Annotated in this window: 25 protein-coding genes, 1 tRNA gene and 2 pseudogenes; 3 read left to right on the top strand and 25 right to left on the bottom strand. The window is 55.0% G+C overall.

What is annotated here, in order from left to right; genetic code table 11:
• Positions 1-22: 22 nt before the first annotated feature.
• From ACKXGA_RS02175 to ACKXGA_RS02150, 6 genes are all read right to left on the bottom strand, one after another.
• Positions 23-181 (bottom strand): DUF1540 domain-containing protein, encoded by a 159-nt coding sequence (locus ACKXGA_RS02175; protein ID WP_117504045.1) that lies wholly within the window; start codon positions 179-181, stop codon positions 23-25.
• A 57-nt stretch (positions 182-238) separates the two neighbouring features.
• Positions 239-598, bottom strand: coding sequence for a nitrous oxide-stimulated promoter family protein (locus ACKXGA_RS02170; RefSeq protein WP_117504043.1), 360 nt, complete (start codon positions 596-598; stop codon positions 239-241).
• A 100-nt stretch (positions 599-698) separates the two neighbouring features.
• A complete protein-coding gene (locus ACKXGA_RS02165; protein ID WP_117504041.1) occupies positions 699-1,115 on the bottom strand; it encodes a flavodoxin in 417 nt (138 codons plus the stop codon).
• A gap of 161 nt (positions 1,116-1,276) precedes the next feature.
• Positions 1,277-2,041, bottom strand: coding sequence for a heparan-alpha-glucosaminide N-acetyltransferase domain-containing protein (locus ACKXGA_RS02160; RefSeq protein ID WP_117476214.1), 765 nt, complete (start codon positions 2,039-2,041; stop codon positions 1,277-1,279).
• A gap of 131 nt (positions 2,042-2,172) precedes the next feature.
• Positions 2,173-2,724 (bottom strand): ferritin family protein, encoded by a 552-nt coding sequence (locus ACKXGA_RS02155; RefSeq protein ID WP_035394078.1) that lies wholly within the window; start codon positions 2,722-2,724, stop codon positions 2,173-2,175.
• A 134-nt stretch (positions 2,725-2,858) separates the two neighbouring features.
• Positions 2,859-4,220, bottom strand: a complete 1,362-nt coding sequence (locus ACKXGA_RS02150; protein WP_098922418.1) for a uracil-xanthine permease family protein — start codon at positions 4,218-4,220, stop codon at positions 2,859-2,861.
• A gap of 306 nt (positions 4,221-4,526) precedes the next feature.
• On the opposite strand from ACKXGA_RS02150, the gene ACKXGA_RS02145 reads away from it, so the two are divergent.
• Together ACKXGA_RS02145 and ACKXGA_RS02140 are read left to right on the top strand one after the other, a co-directional pair.
• Complete coding sequence (locus ACKXGA_RS02145; RefSeq protein ID WP_423729989.1) at positions 4,527-5,654, top strand: cysteine desulfurase family protein; 1,128 nt, start codon at positions 4,527-4,529, stop codon at positions 5,652-5,654.
• 18 nt (positions 5,655-5,672) lie between these two features.
• Complete coding sequence (locus ACKXGA_RS02140) at positions 5,673-6,527, top strand: tRNA 2-thiocytidine biosynthesis TtcA family protein (RefSeq protein ID WP_423729988.1); 855 nt, start codon at positions 5,673-5,675, stop codon at positions 6,525-6,527.
• A 94-nt stretch (positions 6,528-6,621) separates the two neighbouring features.
• Here the strand turns inward: ACKXGA_RS02140 and ACKXGA_RS02135 are convergent.
• The 13 genes and pseudogenes from ACKXGA_RS02135 to rpmE all read right to left on the bottom strand — a co-directional run bounded on the left by ACKXGA_RS02135 (position 6,622) and on the right by rpmE (position 20,125).
• A tRNA-Leu gene (locus tag ACKXGA_RS02135) sits at positions 6,622-6,705 on the bottom strand.
• A gap of 180 nt (positions 6,706-6,885) precedes the next feature.
• Positions 6,886-8,403 carry a nicotinate phosphoribosyltransferase gene (locus ACKXGA_RS02130; protein WP_117535409.1) on the bottom strand — a complete coding sequence of 506 codons (1,518 nt, stop codon included), beginning with the start codon at positions 8,401-8,403 and terminating at the stop codon, positions 6,886-6,888.
• A 268-nt stretch (positions 8,404-8,671) separates the two neighbouring features.
• Complete coding sequence (locus ACKXGA_RS02125) at positions 8,672-10,186, bottom strand: IMP dehydrogenase (RefSeq protein ID WP_098922427.1); 1,515 nt, start codon at positions 10,184-10,186, stop codon at positions 8,672-8,674.
• Between the two features lie 504 nt (positions 10,187-10,690).
• Positions 10,691-11,410 (bottom strand): acyl-[acyl-carrier-protein] thioesterase, encoded by a 720-nt coding sequence (locus ACKXGA_RS02120; protein WP_242985133.1) that lies wholly within the window; start codon positions 11,408-11,410, stop codon positions 10,691-10,693.
• Positions 11,411-11,489: 79 nt separating this feature from the next.
• Positions 11,490-12,722 (bottom strand): ABC transporter substrate-binding protein, encoded by a 1,233-nt coding sequence (locus ACKXGA_RS02115; protein ID WP_423729987.1) that lies wholly within the window; start codon positions 12,720-12,722, stop codon positions 11,490-11,492.
• Positions 12,719-13,567, bottom strand: a complete 849-nt coding sequence (locus ACKXGA_RS02110) for an ABC transporter permease (RefSeq protein ID WP_097771081.1) — start codon at positions 13,565-13,567, stop codon at positions 12,719-12,721. Before ACKXGA_RS02110 ends, ACKXGA_RS02115 begins: the two co-directional genes overlap by 4 nt.
• Positions 13,567-14,382: an ABC transporter permease gene (locus ACKXGA_RS02105; RefSeq protein ID WP_156064848.1), complete on the bottom strand. Its 816-nt coding sequence runs from the start codon at positions 14,380-14,382 to the stop codon at positions 13,567-13,569. Before ACKXGA_RS02105 ends, ACKXGA_RS02110 begins: the two co-directional genes overlap by 1 nt.
• A 10-nt stretch (positions 14,383-14,392) precedes the next feature.
• On the bottom strand, positions 14,393-15,439 hold the full coding sequence (potA, locus tag ACKXGA_RS02100; protein WP_097771994.1) for a spermidine/putrescine ABC transporter ATP-binding protein: 1,047 nt from the start codon (positions 15,437-15,439) through the stop codon (positions 14,393-14,395).
• 258 nt (positions 15,440-15,697) lie between these two features.
• On the bottom strand, positions 15,698-16,660 hold the full coding sequence (locus ACKXGA_RS02095) for a DUF4340 domain-containing protein (RefSeq protein WP_423729986.1): 963 nt from the start codon (positions 16,658-16,660) through the stop codon (positions 15,698-15,700).
• A gap of 10 nt (positions 16,661-16,670) precedes the next feature.
• Positions 16,671-18,116: a Gldg family protein gene (locus tag ACKXGA_RS02090; RefSeq protein WP_423729985.1), complete on the bottom strand. Its 1,446-nt coding sequence runs from the start codon at positions 18,114-18,116 to the stop codon at positions 16,671-16,673.
• 15 nt (positions 18,117-18,131) lie between these two features.
• Entirely contained in the window at positions 18,132-19,004 is an 873-nt protein-coding gene (locus tag ACKXGA_RS02085) for an ABC transporter permease (RefSeq protein WP_423729984.1), read from the bottom strand.
• Positions 19,005-19,090: 86 nt separating this feature from the next.
• Positions 19,091-19,744: pseudogene (locus ACKXGA_RS02080) on the bottom strand (ABC transporter ATP-binding protein); the annotation flags it as partial.
• A gap of 180 nt (positions 19,745-19,924) precedes the next feature.
• A complete protein-coding gene (gene rpmE, locus ACKXGA_RS02075; protein ID WP_005926533.1) occupies positions 19,925-20,125 on the bottom strand; it encodes a 50S ribosomal protein L31 in 201 nt (66 codons plus the stop codon).
• 467 nt (positions 20,126-20,592) lie between these two features.
• Between rpmE and ACKXGA_RS02070 the strand changes: the two genes are divergently transcribed.
• Positions 20,593-21,732 carry an AI-2E family transporter gene (locus ACKXGA_RS02070; protein ID WP_423729983.1) on the top strand — a complete coding sequence of 380 codons (1,140 nt, stop codon included), beginning with the start codon at positions 20,593-20,595 and terminating at the stop codon, positions 21,730-21,732.
• 135 nt (positions 21,733-21,867) lie between these two features.
• Here ACKXGA_RS02070 and ACKXGA_RS02065 read toward each other — a convergent pair whose 3' ends face one another.
• The 6 genes and pseudogenes from ACKXGA_RS02065 to ACKXGA_RS02040 all read right to left on the bottom strand — a co-directional run.
• Positions 21,868-23,040 (bottom strand): MFS transporter, encoded by a 1,173-nt coding sequence (locus tag ACKXGA_RS02065; RefSeq protein WP_423729982.1) that lies wholly within the window; start codon positions 23,038-23,040, stop codon positions 21,868-21,870.
• Positions 23,041-23,152: 112 nt separating this feature from the next.
• Complete coding sequence (locus ACKXGA_RS02060) at positions 23,153-23,614, bottom strand: NUDIX hydrolase (protein ID WP_117476235.1); 462 nt, start codon at positions 23,612-23,614, stop codon at positions 23,153-23,155.
• Positions 23,615-23,778: 164 nt separating this feature from the next.
• Entirely contained in the window at positions 23,779-23,931 is a 153-nt protein-coding gene (locus ACKXGA_RS02055) for a hypothetical protein (protein ID WP_156061224.1), read from the bottom strand.
• A 17-nt stretch (positions 23,932-23,948) separates the two neighbouring features.
• Positions 23,949-24,794: a PD-(D/E)XK nuclease family transposase gene (locus tag ACKXGA_RS02050; RefSeq protein WP_423729981.1), complete on the bottom strand. Its 846-nt coding sequence runs from the start codon at positions 24,792-24,794 to the stop codon at positions 23,949-23,951.
• Positions 24,795-24,867: 73 nt separating this feature from the next.
• Complete coding sequence (locus tag ACKXGA_RS02045) at positions 24,868-25,050, bottom strand: site-specific integrase (RefSeq protein WP_181966817.1); 183 nt, start codon at positions 25,048-25,050, stop codon at positions 24,868-24,870.
• A gap of 180 nt (positions 25,051-25,230) precedes the next feature.
• Positions 25,231-25,431: pseudogene (locus ACKXGA_RS02040) on the bottom strand (sporulation initiation factor Spo0A C-terminal domain-containing protein); the annotation flags it as partial.
• Between the last annotated feature and the right edge of the window lie 207 nt (positions 25,432-25,638).

Raw genomic sequence — 25,638 nt, 5'->3', positions numbered from 1 at the left:
GGGAGTTTTCTGCCATTACAGATTATTTCTTTTCGTAATTCTGGCAGTAGTGCGGGGTCTCCACCTGCTGGGTGGTGCAGGAGCAGTGCTCTGTCACCTTGATCTGGGGCAGATCACACTTGCAGCTCTGCACATTGTGGCGGCACTCGCAGACATCGCAGGTCACACCTGTGTTTTCCATTTCTATCGCCTCCTTGGCTCTAGGTTGCCCCGGCTTCAGGCGATTATACATGGGTGCTTATTTTTCTGCCCGGGCTTCCCGCTTCGATTTCAAGGTGACGACCACATGCCGGATGGAAAGGATGGGATGCACCGGCAGCATCCGTGGCCCGGCCCAGCGCATGACAGTACGGATCCGCTCCCGCATTTCCGGTTTGTAGCAGTGAACTTTGCAGGCAGAGCAAAAAGTTTTCGTCTCCATAAAGGGGCAATGCTCGATCCGGGCCAGTGCATAATCATGGAGCTGCTGGCACTCCGGGCAGAGTTTTCCCTTCGGGCTATGATGCTGTTTGCGGCAGTAAAGTGCGATCATCTCACTGACCAGCAGTTTTTCATCGTTTCTCTTTTTGGCAAGGTCTTTCGGGGTGGTCTTTGACATTCTTTTCCTCCTGACAAAACAAAAAACCGGCAGAGAGCCGGAATTCTTACACTCTGCCGGTTAGTCTATCAGAACAAACTTCTTTTGTCAAGTTTCCGCTTTACCATGCAGCCAGATCTGCACCCAGCTTGCGGCAGGCAGCCTGAACATCCTCATCCGGTGCCTCGTTGCAAATCAAGCCCTCGCCGTTGAGCACCTGTGCGCCGTCACCCTGTGCACGCTCGACCCAGTCGCGCATCCACTGGCCGTCGCCCCAGCCATAAGAGCCAAACAGAGCGATCTTCTTGCCGTTCAGAGAGCCCTCCAGATCGGAGAACATCGGCTCAAACTCGCTCTCTTCCAGCTGCTCTGCGCCCATTGCGGGGCAGCCAAATGCAACTGCATCAAACTCTGCCAGCTTCGCGGCGTTCATTTCGCTGCAGGGAACGATGGTGCCGTTTGCACCCTCTGCCACGCAGTTTGCCATGGTCTCCGTGTTGCCGGTTGCGCTCCAGAATACAACTGCTACTTTGCTCATAATGAAGAACCTCTCTTTCAGTAATGGTTAGTATATTCTAACTTTCATCTTCAAGAAATTGCTCTGCCTGACATAAGACAGAGCAATTTGGTTAGGCTTTTCTAACCATCAAAAGAATACCACATGGCGGGCTCCTTGTCAAGAACCTTTTGCAGATTTTTTCAGAGCGCTCCTCCACCCCTGCGCAGCAACAGGAACACCACCGTCAGCACGCCGTAGATCACCGGCTGGTGGAGCAGATATAGCATCAGCGAGTTCCGCCCCAGCCACCCCAGCGGCGGGCAGACAGAACGATGAAGCGGTTCCAGCCGTTCCTTCCCGACCAGATGGTACAGATAGAAACCGGTCCAGAACAGAAACAGCCACGGGATCAGCGGGAAGTAATCGGCAGAGAAGAAACCAAAGGGGTAAAAGCCCAGATAAGCCGTGAAGTAGTTGGCGTAGAGAAAGCCCGGCGGTGTGATGAGCCAATGGCCCAGCTGCAGATAGCCATCGGCTGCATGGCGGGTGAAGTAAAACAGAAAAAAGCTCCCTGCAAGGCCTACCACCGGCGGCACCTTTTCCAGCCACTTTTCCAGCAGACCCGTGATGATCATAGCCGAACCCAGAAGCGTCAGCACGCCGAACCAAACGACATCCGCAGGCATGAAGATCAGCGTGACCGCCGTGACAAGCGCGCCGCACCCGAACACCATTGCGCCCCGTTTGACCGGGTGGCGGCCCAGCGGCAGGCAGAAGCCGGACAGCAGGAGGAACACCCAGCAGATGGATTGCTGCCACAGTTCTCCCTGCCAGCTGCCATACCACGGTGCACTCACACCAAACAGATAGACCAGGTCCCACATGCCATGGTAAAGCATCATGCTGATCAGGTCCAGCCCGCGCAGCTCGTCCAGCAGCGCGCAGCGAGTGGAAGTTGATTTCATAAGACTTCCCCTTTCGGAATGTTTTTTCCATTGTACGCCCTGCCATGGATCCCGTCAAGCAAAAAAAGCTGCCGTGCAGCTTTAGAACCGCACGGCAGCTTTATGATAACAGGTTCAGAAAAATGCAGGAGTTACAGCTCCACGTTGAAGTAGCGCTTCAGCAGGCCCTCAAAGCCGCGGCCATGGCGAGCCTCGTCCTTTGCCATCTCGTGGACGGTATCGTGGATTGCATCCAGGTTCAGGGCCTTTGCCTTCTTGGCCAGGTCCATCTTGCCGGAGCATGCGCCGCACTCAGCCTCAGCACGCATCATCAGGTTCTTCTTGGTGCTGTCGGTCACGACCTCACCCAGCAGCTCGGCGAAACGGGATGCGTGGTCAGCCTCCTCGTAGGCATAGCGCTTGTAAGCCTCAGCGATCTCGGGGTAGCCCTCGCGCTCTGCCACACGGGCCATGGCCAGGTACATACCGACTTCGCTGCACTCACCCTCAAAGTTTGCGCGCAGACCGTCAACGATCTCCTGAGGCACACCCTCAGCCTTGCCGATGCCGACCACATGCTCGGTCACATAGGTATTGCCGGTCTTTTCGACAAATGCGGATGCAGGAGCCTTGCAGACGGGGCACTGCTCAGGGATAGAGCCTTCAGCGATATAACCACAGACGGTGCAGACATACTTTTTCATAGGAATATCCTCCATTGTTTTTCATTATGATCTTGGCCTCTCCTCTGGTACAGGGGGCCTTGCTTCTGAGCCTATTATAGCAACGATTCCCAGATTAGTCAAGGCTAATTTTAAGAATTATTCCTATTTATTTTTCAGACCTGCAGGTTGCCGCTGCTCGGAGCATCGGAACCGTTGGCAGCATCAAACTCGTAATCATTGCCGGGGAGGATGGCGTTGAGCAGGATGCCCACGATAGCAGCAATGGCCAGGCCGGACAGGTTGATGGAGACACCGCCCACAGCGAAGGTCAGACCGCCCACAGAGTTGAAGCCCAGTGCGCAGACCAGGATGACAGCGGCAACGATCAGGTTGCGGCTGTTGGTAAAGTCCACACGGTTCTCGACCACATTGCGGACACCGATTGCGGAGATCATGCCGTACAGCACAAAGCTGATGCCGCCGATGATGCCGGTGGGGATGGTGTTGATAACGGCCTCAAACTTGGGGCTGAAGCTCAGGATCACAGCCATCACAGCGGCAATGCGGATGACCAGCGGATCGTAGATGCGGCTCAGAGCCAGAACGCCGGTGTTCTCACCATAGGTGGTGTTAGCGGGGCCGCCCAGCAGACCGGCCATGGCAGTGGCAAGGCCGTCGCCCATCAGGGTGCGGTTCAGGCCGGGATCATTGATATAGTTGTGGCCGACCGTAGCGCTGATGGCAGCGATATCGCCCACATGCTCCATCATGGTTGCCAGTGCAATGGGAATGATGGTGAACATTGCGCTGATGAACTCAGGGCTGCCGTCGATGGCAAACAGACCCATGGCACTCTTGTGCAGGGGGATGCCGAACCAGTCGGCTGCAGCAATGGCCTCAAAGTTGACAGCACCGGTGACCAGAGCCACAGCATAGGAGACCAGCACACCGATCAGGATGGGCAGGATCTTGACCATGCCCTTGCCCCAGATGTTGCAGACAATAACGGTGCCCAGGGCCACAAAAGCCAGCAGCCAGTTGGACTCGCAGTTGGTGATGGCGGAGGGGGCCAGGATCAGACCAATGGAGATGATGATGGGGCCTGTGACCACCGGCGGGAAGAATTTCATAATGCGGCGGATGCCAAAGGTGGAGATGAGCAGGCTGACCAGCAGGTACAGAATGCCGGACAGTGCCACGCCCGCGCAGGCGTAGGGCAGCATTTTGGTATTGACAACGGTCAGGTTGCCGTCTGCGTCAGCCAGCATGGGGGCTACAATGGAAAAACCGCCCAGGTAAGCAAACGAGGAGCCAAGGAAGGCCGGGACCTTGCCCTTGGTGACAAGGTGGAACAGCAGGGTGCCCAGACCGGCACAGAGCAGAGTGGTGGAAACGCTCAGGCCGGTGAGCAGGGGCACCAGCACAGTTGCGCCGAACATGGCAAACATGTGCTGCAAGCCCAGAATCAGCATCCGTCCGGTACCGAGCTGCCGGGCATCGTAAATGCCCTTGGAGTAATCGATCTTTTCACTCATAGAGAAGTTCTCCTTTCATCGCTGCCCAAAAAAAGAGGCATTGCCGCAGCAACGGCAGTGCCTCAATCTTCTGGAGCAGATTCAAAAAACGGGACCGGAAGGCAAAACACGCACTCCGCAAAGTCGAACGAAACATTTTGCTCTCCCCTTCCCTGTCTGACTTTATAAAGTATACCAGAAACCCTGCCCGGATGCAATCCGTTTGCCGCAGTTTCCCTCAGCTTTTTGGTCGGACATCTTGAAATATGCCCCTGTCCGCACTATAATATAACCTATTGAATTGATTTGTATTTCAAGAGGAATGTTATGATCTATCTGGATTATTCTGCAAACACCCCGGTGGATGCGCGGGTGTTGGAGCAGTTCTGTGCCGTGGAGCGCCGCTGCATCGGCAACGCCAACTCTCACCACCAGGCAGGCTCTGCCGCCAAGGCAGAGATCGATGCTGCCACCATCAAAATCGCCTCCCTGCTAGGCGTTCAGCCAGCAGAGATCATCTATACCTCCGGTGCCAGCGAGGCCAACAACTTTGCTTTAAAGGGGCTGGCCCGTCTCTCCCGCCATACAGGCAGACACATCATCTCCACTCCACTGGAACATTCTTCGGTCAGCGGCACCCTGACGGCATTACAGGAACAGGGGTATGAGATCGACCTGCTGGACGTGAAGCAGGACGGCACTGTAGATCTTGAGCACCTGAAGGATCTGCTTCGCCCGGATACCATCTGCGTTTCCGTTACGCTGGTGGACAGTGAATTGGGCGTGGTGCAGCCTGTACAGGAGATTGCCGCCATCCTGAAAGCATACCCTCACTGTCACCTGCATGTGGATGCGACCCAGGCTGTGGGCAAGATCCCCGTTTCTTTTGAGGGCGTGGACACCATGAGCCTGACGGCCCACAAATTCTACGGACTGAACGGCATCGGCCTGCTGATCAAGCGGCGGAATCTGGCGCTGGAGCCTCTCATCCATGGCGGCGAGAGTACCACCATCTACCGCAGCGGCACCCCCACTGTGGCGCTGGCCTCCTCGCTGGCCTGTGCGCTCGATCTCGCCGTCATTGACCTGCCCGGACGTGTTGACCATGTGGCAAAGCTGAATGCAGAGCTCCGCGCCGCCCTCAGCACATATCCGCTGGTGCGCATCAACAGCCCGGAACACGCCATCCCTCATGTGCTGAATCTGAGCGTCCGTAATGTCAAGGGCACCGTGTTCCAGCGGGAGCTGGATGCCAAAGGGGTCTGCGTCTCGGTCAAGTCAGCCTGCTCGTCGGATGGTCTGCCTTCGCGTGCGGTATTTGCGGTCAGCCGCGACCGCCGCAACGCACTGTCCTCCTGGCGCATCAGCCTGAGCCATCTGACTACTGAGGACGAGATCAAAGCCTTTTTGCAGGCGTTCGATGTCTGCTGCCGTGAGCTGACCGCCCTACATTAAATAAAAAGAGGAACCAACATGAAACGTGAGCTTGAACCTTATCAGATGATCGAACGCAGTATCATCAAGAAATACCGCAAGGAGCTGTGGACCCCCTTTATCGTGGCGGTAAAGCGCTACGAGCTGGTGCAGGAGGGCGATAAGATCGCCGTCTGCATCTCGGGCGGCAAAGACTCCATGCTGATGGCAAAGCTGATGCAGGAACTGCAGAAGCACAGCGATGTTCCCTTTGAGCTGGTCTTTCTGGTGATGGACCCCGGCTACAATGAGATCAACCGCCAGAAGATCGAGTCCAATGCCGAGCTGCTGCACATTCCGGTGACCATCTTCGAGAGCAACATCTTTTCCGTTGCCAACAATACCGAAAAGAACCCCTGCTACCTCTGTGCCCGGATGCGGCGCGGCCACCTGTACAGCAAGGCCAAGGAGCTGGGATGCAATAAGATCGCGCTGGGCCACCACTTCAACGATGTGATTGAGACGACCGTGATGAGCATGTTCTACGGCTCCCAGATGCAGGCCATGCCGCCCAAGCTCCACAGCACCAGCTTCCCCGGCATGACCCTGATCCGCCCCATGTACTGCATCCGGGAAGAAGATATCCTGGCCTGGAAACGCTACAATGATCTGGAATTCATCCAGTGCGCCTGCCGCTTTACCGAGAACTGCACCATGTGCGACAACGGCGGCGGTGGTTCCAAGCGGCAGGAGGTCAAGATCCTGCTCCGCCGCCTGAAGCGCGACAATCCCAATATCGAAAACAGCATCTTCCGCAGCATCCACAATGTTGCCATTGATACCATGCCGGGCTATCGATCCGAGGGTGTGGATCACAGCTTCCTGGAACGATTCAATGCTATGGAAAACCACTGAGCTGCATCCGCATTTCTGCCTGCGCCGAATCACGCTTTGTACGCGATCCAACAGTAAAAAATCCCCCTCAGCTTACGCTGAAGGGGATTTTTCATGCCACCGGCGGGGCTTGAACCCGCACTCTGTCTCCAGAAAGGGATTTTAAGTCCCTCGTGTCTGCCAATTTCACCACAGTGGCGCATAGAAACCCGGCTTACAAAGCCCTGCTGCTCTGGACATTCACAGAGAGCCGGGAATAACAGGTGATGAGGTAAACATTTATCACAAGTCCGTCGTTACGGAGTTGCAAACATGTATCAAAACATGTAAGATTCACACAACGGCTATTATAATACAATAGAAACCCTGCTTTGTCAAGTTACACCTTTCCGCCATGCAGTTCCGAATACATCTTGGCACGGCACTCGGCCACAGCGGGGGTCATATTGACATAGTGCTTATGCGGCATCTCGATGCGCAACTCGGTCTCCCAAGTCTCTTCGGTCAGCTGCTTTGCGATATAGGCCTTTTTCTCGGCAATCCCGGGCAGTTCGATGGACAGCTCACCGTTCAGGATATGGGGCACCAGCAGCCGCTTGACCCTGGTGGGGGTGATGGTAATGGTGCGCTCGATGGCATCCGGGTCAAGGTTGACCATCTTTACCGGTTTGCCCGCTTCGATGACCTCGCCATCCATGGCGATCAGATCGCACTGGGCCTGACCATTTTCATCGTAGAGCCGCCAGGGCATTTTCTTGCCCGGGATGATGGCCTTGCTGGCAGAATCCGAGCACTTCATCTTGGGCTGATAGGTGCCATCCGGCAGCTTGACCGCCACCAGTTTATACACGCCGCCGAACACAGGGTCAGAAGCGGAGGTGATGAGATTTTCGCCCACGCCGTAGGAATCAAAATGAGCGTGCTCATAGAGCTCCATGTTGGCGATCTTCCGCTCGTCCAGGCCATTGGAGGCCACCAACTTGATATAGGGCTTGCCTGCTGCATCCAGTGCCTTGCGCAGGCGCTTGGAGCCACGGGCCAGATCGCCGGAATCGATACGGGCACTCTTGACGCGGCGGTTGGGGTCATTGGGGTACTTCTCGATCAGGTAGTCGTCCAGCTTGATGAGGTTGGGCAGGCCGCTCTCCATGATGTTGTAGGTATCCAGCAGCAGGCTGACGGAATCCGGGTAGGTATCCGCAAAGGCCTTGAAGGCATCAAACTCCGTCGGGAAGAACTCGATGAAGCTGTGTGCCACGGTGCCAACTGCCTTGACCTCAGAGCCATACTTCATCTCAGCCAGGCAGTTGGCAGTGCCGATGCAGCCGCCCAGAACAGCGGCATACGCGCCATCATTGCCTGCGCTCTCGCCCTGTGCGCGGCGGGTGCCAAACTCCATGACGCTGCGGGGCGTATGGGTGTTCAGGCCGGTCACACGGGTCGCCTTGGTGGTGATCAGGCTGTGGAAGTTCATCGTCTGCAGCAGGTAGGTCTCGATCAGGATCGCACCCACCAGGTCGCACTCAATGCGGACCATCTGCACATGGGGGTAGCAAACCGTGCCCTCGGGCAGAGCGTACATATCTCCCTTCCACTTATAGGTGCGCAGATACTCGCAGAATTCCTCGCTCATACCCTTGGTGCGCAGCCAGCGGATATCCTGCTCGTTGAAGTGATAATTCAGCAGGAACCGGGTCAGCTTGCGTTGGCCTGCGCTGATGGAGTAACCCATGTTGTCCGGGTTCTTACGGAAGAACATATCGAACACAAGGGTGGTGTTCTTAAAGCCGTGCAGGAACAGGCAGTTTGCCATCGTGAATTCGTAGAAATCCACCACCATGGCAGGGTTATCATAATCTTCGTCCGGAATGTACGGAACAACTTTGATCTCGTCCATGAAAAGTTTCCTCTCCTTGTACTTCGCAGCAGCGAAAAAGCCTTGCCGCTGCTGAAAAAACAGCCCCTTCTCCCCCTGCCTTTGTTCCGGCAGTGCGTGGGCCTGCACCCTGTCTTGACAGGACGTTTGTACCATGATAGCATCTTTGCCGCCCGGGTGCAAGGGCTTTTGTAAATTTCCTGCGTGCGGAAAGAAAAATCTTTTTTCGGTACTGCCAAAAGGGCCGCCCCCGAAAGCTCCGGGAGCGGCCCTGCAAGCCTGTTCAGGCTCAGCCGTTTATAATATTGGGGGTCGCATTTTTCAGCACAACGTCATGGCTGCCGCCCTCCACGATAGAGGTGGAGGAAACCACAGTCAGCTTGGCCTTCTGCTGCAGCTCGGGGATGGAGAGTGCGCCGCAGTTGCACATGGTGCTCTTGACCTTGTACAGGGTGGTCTGGACACCATCGGCCAGAGGACCTGCGTAAGGAACATAGCTGTCCACGCCTTCCTCAAAGCTCAGCTTGGTGGAACCGCCCAGGTCGTAACGCTGCCAGTTGCGGGCACGGTTGGAGCCCTCGCCCCAGTACTCCTTCATATACTGGCCATTGATGCGCACCTTGTTCGTGGGGCTCTCGTCAAAGCGGGCGAAGTAGCGGCCCAGCATGACAAAATCAGCGCCCATGGCCAGAGCCAGAGTGATGTGATAATCGTGGACGATGCCGCCATCGGAGCAGATGGGCACATAGATGCCGGTCTCCTTGTAGTACTCGTCACGGGCCTTTGCGACCTCGATGACTGCGGTGGCCTGACCACGGCCGATGCCCTTGGTCTCACGGGTAATGCAGATGGAACCGCCGCCAATGCCGATCTTGACGAAGTCTGCACCGGCCTTAGCCAGGAAACGGAAGCCCTCGGCATCCACAACGTTGCCTGCACCCACCTTCACGGTATCGCCATAGTGCTCACGGATCCAGGCGATGGTACGGCTCTGCCACTCGGAGTAGCCCTCGGAGGAGTCGATGCAGAGCACATCCACGCCAGCCTCGACCAGTGCGGGCACACGCTGGGCATAGTCGCGGGTGTTGATGCCGGCACCGACCACATAGCTCTTGTTGGCATCCAGCAACTCGTTGACGTTCTTCTTGTGGGAATCGTAGTCCTTGCGGAACACGAAGTATTTCAGGTTACCCTCAGCATCCACCAGCGGCAGCGTGTTGATCTTGTTGTCCCAGATGATGTTGTTGCAGTCGTGCAGGGAGGTATTCTCCGGTGCGGTGACCAGCTTCTCGATGGGAGTCATAAAAGTGGTAACGGAAGCATCATCGGGGGTGTGGTTGACACGGTAATCACGGGAGGCCACAATGCCCATCAGCTTGCCGTGAGGAGTGCCATCGGCAGTGACAGCAATGGTGGAGTGGCCGGTGCGGGCCTTGAGCTCCAGCACATCGTGCAGGGTGGCGGTAGGAGCCAGGTTGGAATCGGAGACCACATAACCGGCCTTATAGCTCTTGACGCGGCGCACCATGGCAGCCTCGTTCTCAATGCTCTGGGAGCCGTAGATGAAGGACACGCCGCCCTCCCGTGCCAGTGCAATGGCCAGCTTATCGCCGGAGACCGACTGCATGATGGCACTGATCATGGGGATGTTCATTTCCAGCGGGCAGGCCTCTTCCCCCTTGCGGTACTTGACCAGCGGGGTCTTCAGGCTGACTGCCGTGGGGACATTCTCTGCAGAGGAATAACCCGGAACCAGCAGGTACTCGCCAAAGGTGCGGGAAGGTTCTTCATAGAAATAAGCCATACTCTAAACTCCTTTTTTCTTAACGCATCAACAACGGACCAGCATCAAAATAATTCATGTTTGCTGCTTATAAATTGATTGACTATACTTTACCACAAACCCCGTCAGAATACAAACCCCAGCGGCAACAAACTTTAGAACTGTCCTTTGCGGAAAAACAGTAAAATTGACCACCAAAAACGTGCAAGGTCATACTTTTCGGCCTGACAGGCCGGTTTTCTGACACAAATTGGAATGCAAAAAAGTCCGTACCGGAAAACCGGACGGACTTTTTTGCACACGAAGCGAGATACCGCCTGTGCGGTACAGTGGCCGACAGCTGTGAAGGAGAACAGCCGGAGGAGGAGATGGCCCTGCACCCGATATCTCTTATTCAACAAGAAGAAAAAGATTTCAGTCTCAAAAAGCGCTCATCGCTTTCTGTAACCATATTGTAACTCTTTTGCTCCCGTTTTGCAAGACCTTTTTCGCAGATTTTGTAACATAATTGTAATTTTTCTGGATTTATTTTGTAAATTCCAGGTAGCATTCAAACGCAGCGTGTTCTTCGCGGCGGCCCACCACATACCAGCCATCGGCCGAGGGCGCATAAAACACCTCGACCTGACTGCCCAGCGGGATCTCCCGGTGGTACTTGACGGAGACGAATTTCAACGGCCCGCCCTTGACTACCTCCAGCGGCAGGGCATCACAGGCGATGTCCAGATAGCAGGCGTTATTCACATGGCCGTTCAGGTCGCACAGGGAGTAACTGGCTGTCCGGCTGCCCGCACAGGTCAGTTCCTTTGCTTTGTGCACCAGCTGGGGCAGCTCCCCGTCCAGATTCTCGTTCCAGTAACCGGGCGTATACCAGGAGGGCTGGCGTAGGATGCACTCGCGATCGGTATCCACCATGATCCACCGGCTGTCGATCAGAGCACACTCCTTCCCTGCTTCGTCCAGAATGCGGGTCAGCCGCTTCATCGAACCCTTCTTGCACGGCTCACAGGCGGTAAGAAACGTCAGCTTTTCGGCGCGCAGGGGCATCCGGGTGATCTGCGCCGCCTGCTTGCCCACCAGAAACGCCGTGTGGTGTGCTTTGAAAAAAGCATCATCCATGCCGTAGGCACGGGCGTGGTCTGCCGCAGCCTGCTCCACATAGCGGAACAGGGCGCTGGGCTTGATCATCCGGCGAAAATCGCCGTCTGCGTTCAGCACGGTTGTATGATAGGTATATTGATTCATACGTTTCCTTTCCAAAAGAGGACCCTCTCCGTCATTGCTTCGCATTGCCAGAGGCTTTGACGGAGAGGGCCCTTTCTTCTCAATACTGATTCCGGGTCTTTTTGCGCAGCTTGCGCCAGATGTTGAAGCAGGCCAGCGCTACCATGGCAAGCAGCAGCAGCAGGAACACAACGCCGCTGCCGCCCTCATTGTAGCTTTTCATCTCGCTCCACTTTACATCGAGCTCGTTGTTGACCTCATCGCTCAGGGCGGTGAACACCTTTTCCTTGGCTTCCACTTCCTCAGAGGGGTATGCGATCTCGCTGTACTTCAGGTCCTCGTCCAGGATATCCCACACCTTCTGCATCGGGGTGGTGTAGCCGATATACTCCGCATTGGCTTTTCCGATGTCCGGCTCGCACATGAAGTTGATGAACATCTCCGCAGCTTCCTTGTGCTCACTGGTGGCAGGCACCGCCATGCAGTCCACCGACAGCACACTGCCCTCCTCCGGGAACACCCAGGCCAGATCCGGGTTATCATCGATCATGGTAATGGCATCGCCGGAGTAGTACACGCCGATGGCCGCCTCGCCGCCGATCATCTTATCAAAGATCTCATCCATAACGTAGGCCTGCACCAGCGGTTTTTGCGCTTTCAGGGTCTCCACCACCTCGTCCACCTCTTCCGGGGTCTCGGGGTTGATGCCGGTACCGTTCTTGAACGCCGCAATAGCGTAAGCATCACGGCTGTTGTTGAACATCAGGATATTACCCGCGTACTGCTCATCCCACAGGTCAGCCCATTTGGTGGGGGCATTCTCCACCATGGTGGTGTTGTAGATGATGCCGGTGGTACAGAGCATATAGGGCACGGTATAGGCGTTGGTGGGGTCATAATCCGGATCACGGTAGACCGCATCGATGTTCTGGGAGTTGGGGATATTGCTGTAATCCAGCGGTGCAAGCATTCCCTCGGCGATCATCTTTGCCACCATGTAATCCGAAGGGATGACCACATCGTAGTTGGCCGCACCGGATTTCAGTTTGGCGTACATGGACTCGTTGGAATCAAAGGTAGTGTAGTTGACCTTGATGCCGGTAAGCTTCTCGAAGGCGGCCACCACATCCACGCTGTCATCGGAGCCGTTGGAGATGTATTCGCCCCAGTTGTAAACGTTGAGGGTGAGATTCTGGCCCTGAAAGCGGGTCCAGTCGTAATCGTCCGAGACCGAAACGTCCTCAGTCACCTCAATGGTTCCGGCGGCAAAGGCGGGCGCAGCACAGCAGAACGCCATGGCCAGCGTCAGCAGCAGAACAGCAAAACGTTTCATTTTACGTCCTCCCCTCTCAGCGCCTTCTGATCCCGGCGGTACTCCCGGCTCTCCATGGCATTGGAGATGAGGATGATGGTCAGGATCACCACAAACATGATGGTGGACAGAGCGTAGATCTCCGGGCTGACCTTTTTCCGGGTCATGGAATAGATGGCAATGGGCAGGGTCTCCACCGTGCCGCAGTTGAAATAGGAGATCATAAAATCATCGATGGAGTAGGTCAGGCAGATGAGGAAGGCCGACAGGATGGCCGGGCTGATCTCAGGCAGGATGACTTTGAAGAACGCCTGCCTGGGGTCGCAGCCCAGATCCAGAGCTGCCTCATACAGTTTGATGTCCAGTTGCTTGAGCTTGGGGGTCACGTTGAAGATGACATAGGGCACATTGAAGGCGATATGCGCGATCAGCAGCGTGGGCATTCCCATGATGGTATCGGGCAGCCAGGAGACTCCCTCGGCAAAGCGCTGGTAAGCCACAAACAGCAGCATCAGGGAGATGCCGGTGATGATCTCCGGGTTGACCACCGGGATATAGGTGATGTTGGTGATCACCAGGCGGCTCTTGCGGCTCATGGACGCAATGCCCAGCGAGGCCGCCGTGCCCAGAACCGTTGCAATGACTGCAGAGATGAGGGCCACCTCCAGTGAGACGCGCAAAGCGCTCAGGATGGCAGAGTTATGGAGCAGGCTGGTGTACCACTTGAGGGTAAAGCCTGTGAACAGTGCGTAGCCCTTGCTCTGGTTGAAGCTGAACACGATCATATAGGCAATGGGCAGGTACATGAAGCAGAAGAAGAGGATGACGTAGGCCCGCTGCATCAGGCGCAGATGTTTCGTTTTCATCAGGACACGCCCTCCATTTCATCTTCATCAAAGCTGGATGTGAAGCTCATGCAGAGCAGGACGATGATCATCAGCACAAGGCTCATGGCCGAACCGACGTTCAGGTTGTAGCTGTTGCCCAGGAACTGCATCTCGATCAGGTCGCCGATCATCAGATTGGAGCCGCCGCCCAGCATACGGCTGATGACAAAGGTAGACACCGCCGGAACGAACACCATGGTGATGCCGGTGCTGATGCCGGGCACGCTCATGGGGATGAGCACCCGGAAAAGGGTCTGGGTGGTGGAGGCTCCCAGATCCTGTGCCGCTTCCACCAGGCTCTGATCGATCTTGGTCATACTGGTGTAGAGGGGCAGGATCATGTAGGGCACATAGTTATACACCATGCCCAGCACCACCGCGCCGGAGGTATTCAGCATGGTATAGGGGCCCAGGCCCAAAAAGCCCAGCACCGCGTTCACAGGGCCGTTGATGCTCAGCAGGCCCATCCAGGCGTAGGTGCGGAGCAGGAAGTTCATCCACATGGGCAGCATGACCAGCATCAGCATGATATGCTGCTTGTTCACCCGCAGGCGGGACAGGAAATAGCCCACCGGAAATGCAATGATCAGGCAAATCACGGTAGCCACAAGGGCCAGCAGCAGGCTGCGGGCAAACACGGAACCGTAGCCGCTGACGCTGGTCAGGTTGGCAATGGTGAAATTGCCGCTGCCATCGGTCAGGGCATAATAGACCACGATGATCAGCGGAACCACCGTGAACAGCACCATCCAGATAAAATAAGGATAGGCCAGCTTCTTATCGTAAATTTTCATCATTTCCCATTCAGCCCTCCGAACGTGCCATAATATGGATCTCGTTGGGGCCGATGCGCATACCAATGGTCTCACCGGGGGTGCAGGCGCGGGTGGAGTGGATCAGCCACTCACGGCCCTCGCACTCAACGTGCATCTCAAAGTGAACGCCCTTGAAGATGACATCATTGACCACGCCCACCAGCTGACCCTCCACTGGGCTGACCACTTCAATGTCCTCGGGGCGGACCACCACCTGTACGCTCTGTTCCCGGGCAAAGCCGCGGTCCACGCAGGGGAACTGCACGCCCGAGAAGGAGACCAGGAAGTCGCGGTGCATCACGCCGTCCACAATGTTGGAATCGCCGATAAAGTCCGCCACAAAGGCATTTTTAGGCTCGTTGTAGATATCCTCGGGGGTACCGATCTGCTGCACCTTGCCGCCGTTCATCACAACGACGGTATCGGACATGGTCAGGGCCTCTTCCTGATCGTGGGTGACATAAATAAAGGTGATGTTCATCTCACGCTGCAGGCGCTTGAGCTCCAGCTGCATCTCCTTGCGGAGCTTAAGGTCCAGTGCACCCAGAGGCTCGTCCAGCAGCAGGATCTCAGGCTCATTGACCAGACTGCGGGCAATGGCAACACGCTGCTGCTGGCCGCCGGACATCTGGCCGATGCTGCGGCGCTCAAAGCCTTTCAGGCCAACCACCTCCAGCATATCGCGCACCTTGCGGCGGATGGTCTCTTCGTCCATCTTCTTCAGGCGCAGGCCAAAGGCCACATTCTCAAACACGTTCAGGTGCGGGAACAGCGCGTACTTCTGGAACACGGTATTCACCGGACGCTTATAGGGGGGCACGCCAGTAATATCCTGGCCTTTCAGCAGCACTTGACCCGCGTTGGGTTCCAGGAAGCCTGCGATCAGGCGCAGGGTGGTGGTCTTGCCGCAGCCGGAGGAACCCAGCAGCGTTACGAACTCTTTGTCATGGATGTCCAGGTTCAGCCCATCCAGAATGCGCTGACCGTCAAATTCCACCACGATATCGCGCAGTGAAACGATCACCGAGTTGTCCATTTTTTACTTTTCCTCCTTAAACTCAGATACGAAAAAAGACAGGGCATCCACCCCATCCTTCGTACCAGGGCGACCCAGCCCTGCACAACATCCATGACATCCGTAATATTGTGCAGTTATTCTGCCCTGTCATCGCCTATCATAAACAATCCGAACTGAAATGTCAATCACTCTGTCGAGGTTTGCCGAAACTTTACATCCGGCGCAAAAAAATCCCGCGCTGTACCAAGAATTCGCACAGCGCGGGAGAGGAACGTTTTATTCTACTTTCAGCTGATCCGCGGGGTACAAAAGCGCACTCACCACACTGGCATCCACCGTATAAACGGAGCTGTCGCCTTCCACCATCAGGTAACAGCCGTCTGTCCCCATGGCATAGGTCAGATTTATTGTGCCATCGGCTGTGGTGACCTCTGCTGTGACCAGCGGGGCCTCAAAACCATACGCCGCCGGGTCGGCATCTGCTGCCTGTGCCGAGACATAGGTGCAGAGGGCTGAGAGGATGGCATCCACCTTTGTCTCGTCGAGGTCTGCGGCGGTGTCCCCTGCCAGCCGCCAGACAGTCTGGTAGGCGTTGCTGTCACTCTCTGCTGCGGGCTCCGAGTTTGCTTTCAGGGTCACGGTCTCGCCATCGGCCAGCGTATAGGAGACGGCTTCGATCTCCGAGGCCGTCAGCCCCGCCGGGTTGAAGGCACCAAACAGCTCCGCCCTGGTCAACTCAAAGCAGGCGGCTTTGGTGCCGGATACCGTATAAATGACACCGCTGTTATTCTTGCGGACATAGAGATCCCCTGTCATGGTATTGCTGGCCCCGAAGGTATAGGTGTCCGTTTCGCCCGCTGCCATCACCTCTATGGTCAGTGCAGGCTCCGCAAAGCCGTAGTCCTCCCCTGCCTGCGGGCTCAGCTCCCCCTTTGCGTTCAAAGAGGAAAGCGCGGTGAGCATCGTGTTGCAGGCAGAGGTGTCCAGATGGTAAGCTGGATCTTCAGCCAGCGTCCAGCCGTCGGCGGTATAGCGCAGGGTGTTCGTCTCGCCCTGATAGTGGAGCACGATCTGCGTCAGGTCATTGCCAGAAACTGCCGCCAGCGGAATGGTTCCATCTGCGGCCGCACTGACAGCCTGTTCTTCCCGGGCATTCCGCAGCGTCAGCAGGGCAAACACGCCGCCTGCCAGCAGGATGAGGAAAAGCAGCACCCCGAGGGTACGCTGTTTTGCTTTCATGGACAGGTCCTCACTTTCTGCGCCGCAGCACGACCACCACGGCACCCACAGCCAGCAGGGCCGCAGGCAGAACGATGACAAAGAGCAGCCCCAGCGTGGAGGCGGCAATGCCGGGCACTTCCAACGGCGAGGCTTCCAGCGCCTTGCTGTCGATGAGGACAGCGCTCTCCTGCCCGGCCAGCGAAGCCGCACACCCCTGCAGGAAGGTCACATTGCCCGGAATGACCTGATAGATACCCTCATTGTCCATATTGCCGCAGTTGACCCAGATGACCTGAGCACCCGTGTCCTCATTGCGGGCGTATGCTGCCAGCGTGAAGGGACCGGCTATGTCGCCGTCCGCCTTCTCGGTGGTGGTCATCTCGTAGCCTTCCGGTTTGCTGTAAGCACTGTCCGAGCTGACCAGAAGGGCATCCGAGACCACATGCTCTGTCTCGGTCAGGGTGATGCCCTGTGCCATCTGCAGCAGAACTCTGCGGCTGGTGTTCACACCGTCCAGCGCGGTGGATTCCTCTGTACTGGCATAATCCGGCAGCAGGTAAAGGGCCGGGTAGCCATTGAGGTAGTGGTTGGTGTCGCCCTCCACCACAAGGCCCTCGGTGCGGGTCAGGCCGAACTCGGCCATCACAGCATCCAGATTGGGGGTACTATAATAGGAATCCGTCAGCAGCAGCACGCGGCCTCCGTTGCTCAGATAGCTGCGCAGCTGGCCCAGCTCATCCACCAGACTGCCTGCGCCGGAAAAGTCCTGCGCCGGATCGTTGATGACAAGCAGGTCACAGTCCTCGGGGATGGCCTGGGAGAGCAGGTCAAGTGCCGAGACGGTCAGGTTCTGGCTTTCCAGCGCATCGGTCAGGGTGGAAGTCAGCGCCTGCTCGCCGTGGTTGGTGGTGTAGTACACATGGCGGCTCTCTCCGCTGGTCAGCTGGTAGATGGCAGAGGTAATCCTGCTTTCACCGTCAAAGGTCACGTTGGCCGCGCCGGTGGTGGCATAATCGCTGTAATCGTAGTCGTAAAGCTCTGCGGCATCCAGCACCTTGCTCTGTTCCCCGCAGACCAGGATCAGCCCACCGGAGGTCAGGTCCTGTGCGCCGTACTGGGCCGCAAAGGTCGGGTAGACTGCCGGATCTTTCAGCTCCCAGGCGATATGTCTGCTCTGGGCGGCGTACTTGTCCAGCAGCTTGGAGATGATCTGGTCCTCATTGCCGGTCTGGGCCAGATAGTAAATGGTCAAATCCTGCGTCAGGTCGTCGGCCACCTGTCTGGAGCTTTCGCTCAGGGTGTAGAGCCCCGCCTCGGAGAGATCGAACTCGGTATATCTGGAAGGAATGGCCCGGACAATGAGATTGACCAGCACGGCCAGCACGATCACAGCCGCGGCAATGGCTGCCGACCACACCCCGCTGCGGAACACCCGCCCGTCACCCGAGGAGCTCTGCTTTGCAAAAAGCTTCATCTGTGTTCCCTCCTCTCAGTTCCAGCGGCGCTTCTCAATGTCCTGCGCCGTAAGGAACAGGAACACCGCCGTCACGGTCAGATAATAGACCACGGCAGGGATGGAGAAGCTGTTGTTGACAAAATCCTCAAAGGGTGTAAACAGGCACAGGGCACTCAGCACGGCGCTGAAAGCCTCGGTAAGCCATGCACTGCGGAGCAGAAACAGCCCCGTCAGGCCCAGGCAGAGCGCCGCAAAGGTCAGGCACCCCAGCACAAAGCTGCGGGTACGCAGACCGGCTGCCAGAGATGCTGCGCCTGCGATCCCGGTGAACACTGCCAGTGCCACAGCGCTGCCCGCATTGAACATACTGCGCAGGCTGGGCATCAGGTAGGCCAGCAGCAAGGCTGAAAAGCCCGCCACGGCGGCAATGATCTGGTTCTCGGTCAGGCCGGAGAGAAACTCACACAATGCAATGGCCGCACAGCCCAGCAAAAAGTAGCAGAGCAGCCCCGCAAGGTTTGCGAGTAAAGCAGACACGGTGCCGCCCAGCGCCCAGAGGATGAAGATCATCACCGCATCCACAGCGCAGGGCAGAGCGAACACAGCCGCCATGGCAAAGAACTTGCCCAGCACGATGCCCCACACTGAGACCGGGCTGGTGAGCAGCAGCTGATCTGTGCGGCTGTGGCGCTCCTCGGCCAGTGAGCGCATCGCCAGCACCGGGATATAGAGCAGCAGCATGAAAATGGTCTGGTAGAGGGTGTGATAACTGAAATCGGTCAGGCCGTAGATCAGGCACCGGGCCAGAAAATACAGGCCGGAACTCGCCACCAGAAACGCCGTAAGGACGTACCCCAGCATCCCGTGAAAGAAACTGCGGAATTCCCGCTTAAAAATAGCTGTCATTCTGCGTCCTCCTCTCCGGTTGCTTCTTCCGGTTCACCGTCGGTCAGTTCCAGAAACACCTCTTCCAGGCTCTTGCCATCGGCGGTCAGCTCCTCCAGACTGCCTGCTGCCGCCAAGTGTCCTTTGGAAAGGATCAGGATCTGCTGGCAGACTGCCTGCACTTCACTGAGGATATGGCTGGACAGGATAACTGTATGTGCCCGGCCCAGCTCCCGGATGAGCTTGCGGATCTCGATGACCTGTGCCGGGTCCAGGCCGACCGTCGGCTCGTCCAGAATGATGAGCCTGGGACTGCCCAGCAATGCCTGTGCAATGCCCACCCGCTGCTTGTAGCCCTTGGAAAGGCTGCGGATGAGCCGGGGCAGAACGGTTTCCAGCCCGGTACGGCGGGCAGCCCTGCACACCTGCTCCTTCCGTTCCGCCTTTTTCACACCCTTCAGCTCGGCGGCAAAGGTCAGGTACTCCTGCACCGTCATCTCCGGGTAAAGGGGCGGCTGTTCGGGCAGATAGCCCACACAGGCCTTGGCGGCATCGGCCTCCTCGGGCAGAGGGTGCCCTGCCACCGTCACCTGCCCACTGGTGGCAGAGAGATAGCCGGTGATGATGTTCATAATGGTGGATTTGCCCGCGCCGTTGGGCCCCAGCAGACCACAGATCTGGCCATCTGCCACGGTAAACGAGACATCGTCCACGGCAAGATGATTGCCATACTGTTTGGTGAGATGAGAAACTTCGATCACGTTCACAACGCTCCTTTCTAAGGCAGCGCAAAGCGCTTTTTGAAGATACTGGTTTATTTTAGTCCGGAAATGTGTTCAAAATAAGGGAACGGCGTGTAAATTACAGAAAGAGAGCTTTTGTGCGGCATAACAACAAAAAACGCCGCCTCCCAAAGGAGACAGCGCTGAAAAGACCAGTAATTACTTACGGCCGAAACGCTTGTTGAAGCGCTCAACACGTCCGCCGGTGTCAACCAGCTTCTGCTTACCAGTGTAGAAGGGATGGCACTTGGAGCAAACTTCGACGTGGATCTCGGGCTTGGTAGAACGAGTCTTAATGACGTTGCCGCAAGCACAAGTGATGGTGCAGTCAACGTAGTTCGGATGGATACCCTGTTTCATTCTTTTTCACCTCATTTCTGGTTCTGACTTATTGGGGCCATATTATAAATGTATGTGCCCATCACAACCTTCAATATCGGCTACCCCCGCGAGCGGCCTTGGAAACGATTGCCTTAATATTATAGCACAGATCTCAGAAAAAGCAAGAGGAAATTTCAGCTTTTTTCGTGTCATTTTTATACAGGCTGTACTATGGAGTTTTATCTCAAGTTGATTTTCGTTCAACCTTATGTAAGCAGTAAAGATACTCTCTGTTATATTCCTTTGTTTTTCCACGCATTCCCGTTTATTTTGAGTTTTTTCACGGAATTACGACCTACATATTATATCACGCCCAGCTCAAAAAGAAAACCCCGCAGTTCCCGACTTCTTGACAAGCCAGCTGCTTCTGATTACAATACAAAAAAGAGTTCGCAGACGTTCTCTTTTCATATTTCAGCCATCAGCTCCGGGAAAGGATTTTTTTCATGGAACCAAAAACAAAACAATATCTGCTCATAACTGTTGTAGGAGTCACGCTTTTTGTTGCGCTGCTGCGGCTTTCTGCCGTTCTGACCTTTGCAGCACAGCTGGTAGACCTGGTACTGCCCATTCTGGCTGGCGGCATCCTGGCTCTTTTTATCAACGTACCCATGACCGGGCTGGAAAAACGGCTGAAGCGCTTGTTCTGCAAGGTCAAAAAACAGCCCTCAGACAAAGCACTCCATCTCCTGAGCTTCTTCATCACGCTGCTGGGTGTTGTGCTGGTGTTGGTGTTGGCGCTGACATTGCTGATCCCGGAGCTGGTGCAGTCTTTTCACAGCCTCTATGTACAGATCGAAGCAAACATCCCCCGCTGGACCGCCTATCTCAGCGCACAGGATGCCGACATGGGGTGGCTGATGAGCTGGCTGGAGGGCATCGACTGGGAGCAGCTGCTTCACAGGGTCACCGACAGCATCGATACCGTGCTGGTCAATGCGGTAGGTGCCGTATCTGCCACGGTAAATATCGTGGTGACCGCATCCTTTGCTCTGATCATCTCCGTTTATATGTCCGTTGGCTCAGAGAGTCTCTGCCACCACGCCCGCACATTGGTCTGTGCCTACCTGAAGCCCAGCCATGCCGACTGGCTGTTGAAGTTCTGCCGGCTGTTCCGGCAATCCTTTGCAAACTTTCTGACAGGACAATGCAGCGAGGCCGTGATCCTTGGCATTCTCATGGCCCTTGCGTTTTCCGTTTTCAAGATCCCTTACGGCAGCCTGGTGGGAATGCTGACTGCTATTTGCGCCATTATCCCCTACGTTGGAGCGCTGATCTCCTGCGTAGTCAGCGTGTTCCTCGTGCTGTTGGTGGATCCCGTTCTGGCCGTCCGCTGCCTCATTGTTTACCTTGCCGTACAGTTTATTGAAAACCAGTTCATCTACCCCCGGGTGGTGGGAAAATCCGTGGGACTTTCTCCGCTGTACACCCTTGTGGCTGCTATGATCGGTGGAAAACTCTTTGGCATCATCGGTATCATCTTCTTTATCCCCCTGACAGCGGTGATCATTGAGCTTGTGAAGGAGGATGCCTGCCGACGCATACAGGCAAGAGAACCCCAGCGATCCGGGCCGTCTGAGCAATAAATTCTTCACCCCAGTGCCACATCCAGAATCGTGGTGTGCTGCAGCCGACGGTTCCGGTGCAGGTGCGGGATTGATATGCATACAAAAAATACCGCTGCTCCTGTGCATTTTTCCAAATGCAAGAGCAGCGGTATTTTATTGCGCCGCTTTCGTTTTCTTTTGCAGCGCTTCGTGCATATATCCCATCAAAATCAGGATCACCAGCAGATAATAAGGAAAAATCGCGATCGTGGTGTGGTTTGCGATCACACCGAACAACGGCGGCATCAGGCAGTTGCCAATATAGGCGCTGGCCATCTGAACCCCAATGATCGCCTGCGACCTGTCCGCACCGAAGCGGCCCGGCGTTGCATGAATGATGCTGGGATAGATTGGAGCACAGCCAAGACCAACCAGCAGCAGCCCTGCCAGTGTCACTGCTTCCCCAAGCGGCAGAAGAAACGCCGCTATCCCAATCGCGATGACCCCCTGCCCCATACGAACCATCTGGGTATCATCGAATTTTAAGGTCAGGAAGCCGCACAACGCCCGCCCCACGGTGATGCCGACAAAGAAAAGACTGGCAAAGCCGGCGGCGGTCTCCGGCGCGATTCCCCTGTTCAGCACCAGATAACTGCTGGCCCACAGACTGGTGGTCTGCTCCAGAGAACAATAGCAGAAAAATGTAACCAGAACCTCTTTTACGCCCAAGATCCGGAAAATCTGTTTCAGGGTCAGCGCTTCTGCCGGAGCTGCTTCCCGCTCCTCGGCATTCGCGCCCGGTTTCGTTCTCCAGAGTGGAAGGCTCAGCAGAATAATGATCGTCAGCACCATCTGCATCACACTGATGACCCGATACCCCGTCTGCCACCCGGCATGGGAAGAAAGCGCCGCGCCCATGATGTAGGGCCCGACCGAGGCTCCGATCCCCCACATACAATGGAGCCAGCTCATGTGGCGGCTGGCAAAATGGAGCGCTACATAGTTGTTGAGTGCTGCATCCACGCTTCCAGCCCCAAGTCCATAAGGGATCGCCCACAGGCACATGGCCCAGAATGAGCTGCTGACAGAGAACCCGAACAGTGCTGCGGCGGTCATGGCAACGCTGATGGCCGTAACACCGCCTGCTCCAAACCGACGGGTCATCCGGTCACTTTGCAGGCTGGAGAGCACCGTTCCCACCGATATAATGCAGAAGATCACACCGGAATAGGAGACAGGAGCCCCAAATCCCTGATAGATCGAAGGCCACGCCGCCCCCAACAGAGAATCCGGCAGGCCCAGACTGATAAAAGAAACATAGATCACCGCTAACAGCAGATGGATCATTTTGCATTCCTCCTTTTGATCGATACAATTATATCACAACAGAAGAAATGCCATTAGGATAAATTCCTCAATTTTGTACAACAAAAGCGTCAACATCGAGAGCGCAGATTTATCATCTCGATTCCGTTCGGATTGTGAACGTGTCCGGAAGGTTGAAAATCTCTTTTTTCAGGAACAATGGATAAAAAGTCTCCTCCTTTAATTGAGCAATCTCTAACCATTTAAATATATGCGTATTGCTTCCCTCTGTTCGAGTGAATGTGTTTTGCCTTTCCAGCAGGCCAGCATCTGCGGTATCCATCAAAAAATAAATACATATCTCGTGGTATCGGAGACCATCTGTATCTTTTGTAAAGAAAGATTGAATCAACCATAATGGCCGGGAAATCTTCAGTGAAACACCAAGCTCTTCCCGAATTTCACGCATCATCGCCTGTTCAGCTGTTTCCCACATCATCACTCTACCCCCGGGCAGAGAGTAGTATTCTGACGGTTTTTCATGGTACATTGCCAAAATTCTTCCGTTAGAAATTATGATTGCACTCACTCTGTAATTGAACTTTTCATCGCCCATCTTAAAAGAGATGTCCACTTTCCATCACGCTCCCACATTCATTCTTATTCGTACATCCGCCCCTATTTTACCAGCAATAAGAGAACATAGCAATTTCTTCAAGCAAAAACACCAGCGTACCATGTTTTCGTAACACGATACGCTGGTGTCTTATTGTTCTGCTGTTACCCAGCCTTCGGTGTGAGCCATCCTTTTACAGTGTCCACATCGACCTTGCTTGCTTTTGCAATCTGCTCAATCGATACACCCTGTTCATAAAGGCTCTGTGCCATCTCAACTGCCATTTCTTTTCGGCTTTCTACTCTCAGCTCTTCCATAGCCTTGCACATTTCGCTCAACATGCTTTCGGGGCGATCCAACTGCTTACAGTATCAACATCATAGCCAAGAAGGTCTGCGATTTCTTCTACGGAATTTCCCTTCCGACTGAGTTTCAAGGCAGTCTTTTTTGCCTGTTCCATTTTACCGATTTCTACGCCTTCAGCTTTTCCCTCGGCATAGCTTTCAACTCTCAGCTCTTCCATAGCCTTGCACATACTGCCCACTCCTTTCGGGTTTTCTTTCAAGTAGCGCGTTCGTTCTGCCATCAGGTCAAAGTTCATCTCCTCTGCACTGGTGCAATTGAAATCGTGCATCAGTTTTCCAATGTCAGAATCATCACGATACTCGCCATTCACATACAGAATATGAGTTCCATCTTCAAACGGCAAGCCCAGTGTCAAGTTTATGTTCTGAATGACATATACAGGTTTTCCGGCCTTATAGTAATCTTTTTCCGTAATGAAAATGACATAGGAATCCGGCAGTTCTCGGTAATCCTGATCCTTGTCCAAATTTTCCACATCCATCACGCTGGAATGATATCTTGCCCGGTGCGGGTCAGCTCCATTGTCAGAGCGCTGAATCTCGATATCATATTTCTTGCCCGTGCTGTCGGTGGCATATGCATCCAGACAAATTGACCGTGCTCCAGTCACGTGCTTCAGGTCGGCCTGCGTTTCACATTTGGTCAGTGTCAGATCAGGTTTACCCACAATGATGCGGAGCACCAGTTCTGCCAATGGAATATTATCCTTGAACATCCCGCGCATAAACGTATCGTCGATAGGCCGGAACCCTCTCAATCGCTGAAGGTCTTCCTGATGATGCCGTTCACGCTTCTGTGCTTCAGTTTCCCGCAACGTCCCTTACCTCCTGTTTCTATTGTTTAGATTATCATAGAGCAGTCATTTTATCAACCCTCGTTCAACCACATTAGTTGACGCTAATATAGTTCTGTACCATCATGTGCGTCACCTTCTCCGTCTGCACGATCCCCTGTTCGTTGGAAAATCCAATAAATAATCGCATCGTCTGTTCGTAGCTTCCAATCGTCTTTTGGCTCAACCCCTTCAATTCACAGTGCTCTATGAACAGTTCCGCATCACGTTCCAACATAAAAATAACCTCCTGGATCATCCGCTGCCGCTCAATGAATCCAGAAGGTTTATTGCTATGGAAGGTTTCTGTTTATCGCTACGGAATCCATAATTCTATAATTCCATAGCGATAAACATTTTTCAGCCTCCCAGAATTGCCAGATGTGCGCACAAAATATCACGTCGGCATGTGCATCTATCACACTGCTCTCTGCCGCTTATCCAGCCGCATCTTATCGGCAATCATCGCGATGAATTCGCTGTTGGTGGGCTTGCCGCGCAGGTTATGGATGGTATAGCCGAAGTAGCTGTTGAGGGTATCCACATCGCCCCGGTCCCATGCCACCTCGATGGCGTGGCGGATGGCGCGCTCCACCCGACTGGCAGTGGTACCGTTTTTAGGATAGGAAATTTACCTAATTGTTGTGAGGTATTCTCCGTTCTTCACAGGTATAGGCGCAAGTTGTTTATCGTGCCCTTATTATACCAGATGCCGGGGCATATATCCATCGACAAATCGCTCAAATCCGACAACTCAAAAAAGAAAAGTCCATGAAAATATCAATGCCCAGCGGCACCATATTTTTCCATAGACTTTTCCTCCATT

The organism is Faecalibacterium hominis (ex Afrizal et al. 2022) (assembly GCF_049545105.1).
GTDB classification, from domain to species: domain Bacteria; phylum Bacillota; class Clostridia; order Oscillospirales; family Ruminococcaceae; genus Faecalibacterium; species Faecalibacterium duncaniae.
The sequence above is the reverse complement of the archived record's forward strand: the minus strand, read 5'-3'. Positions and strand labels throughout refer to the sequence as shown.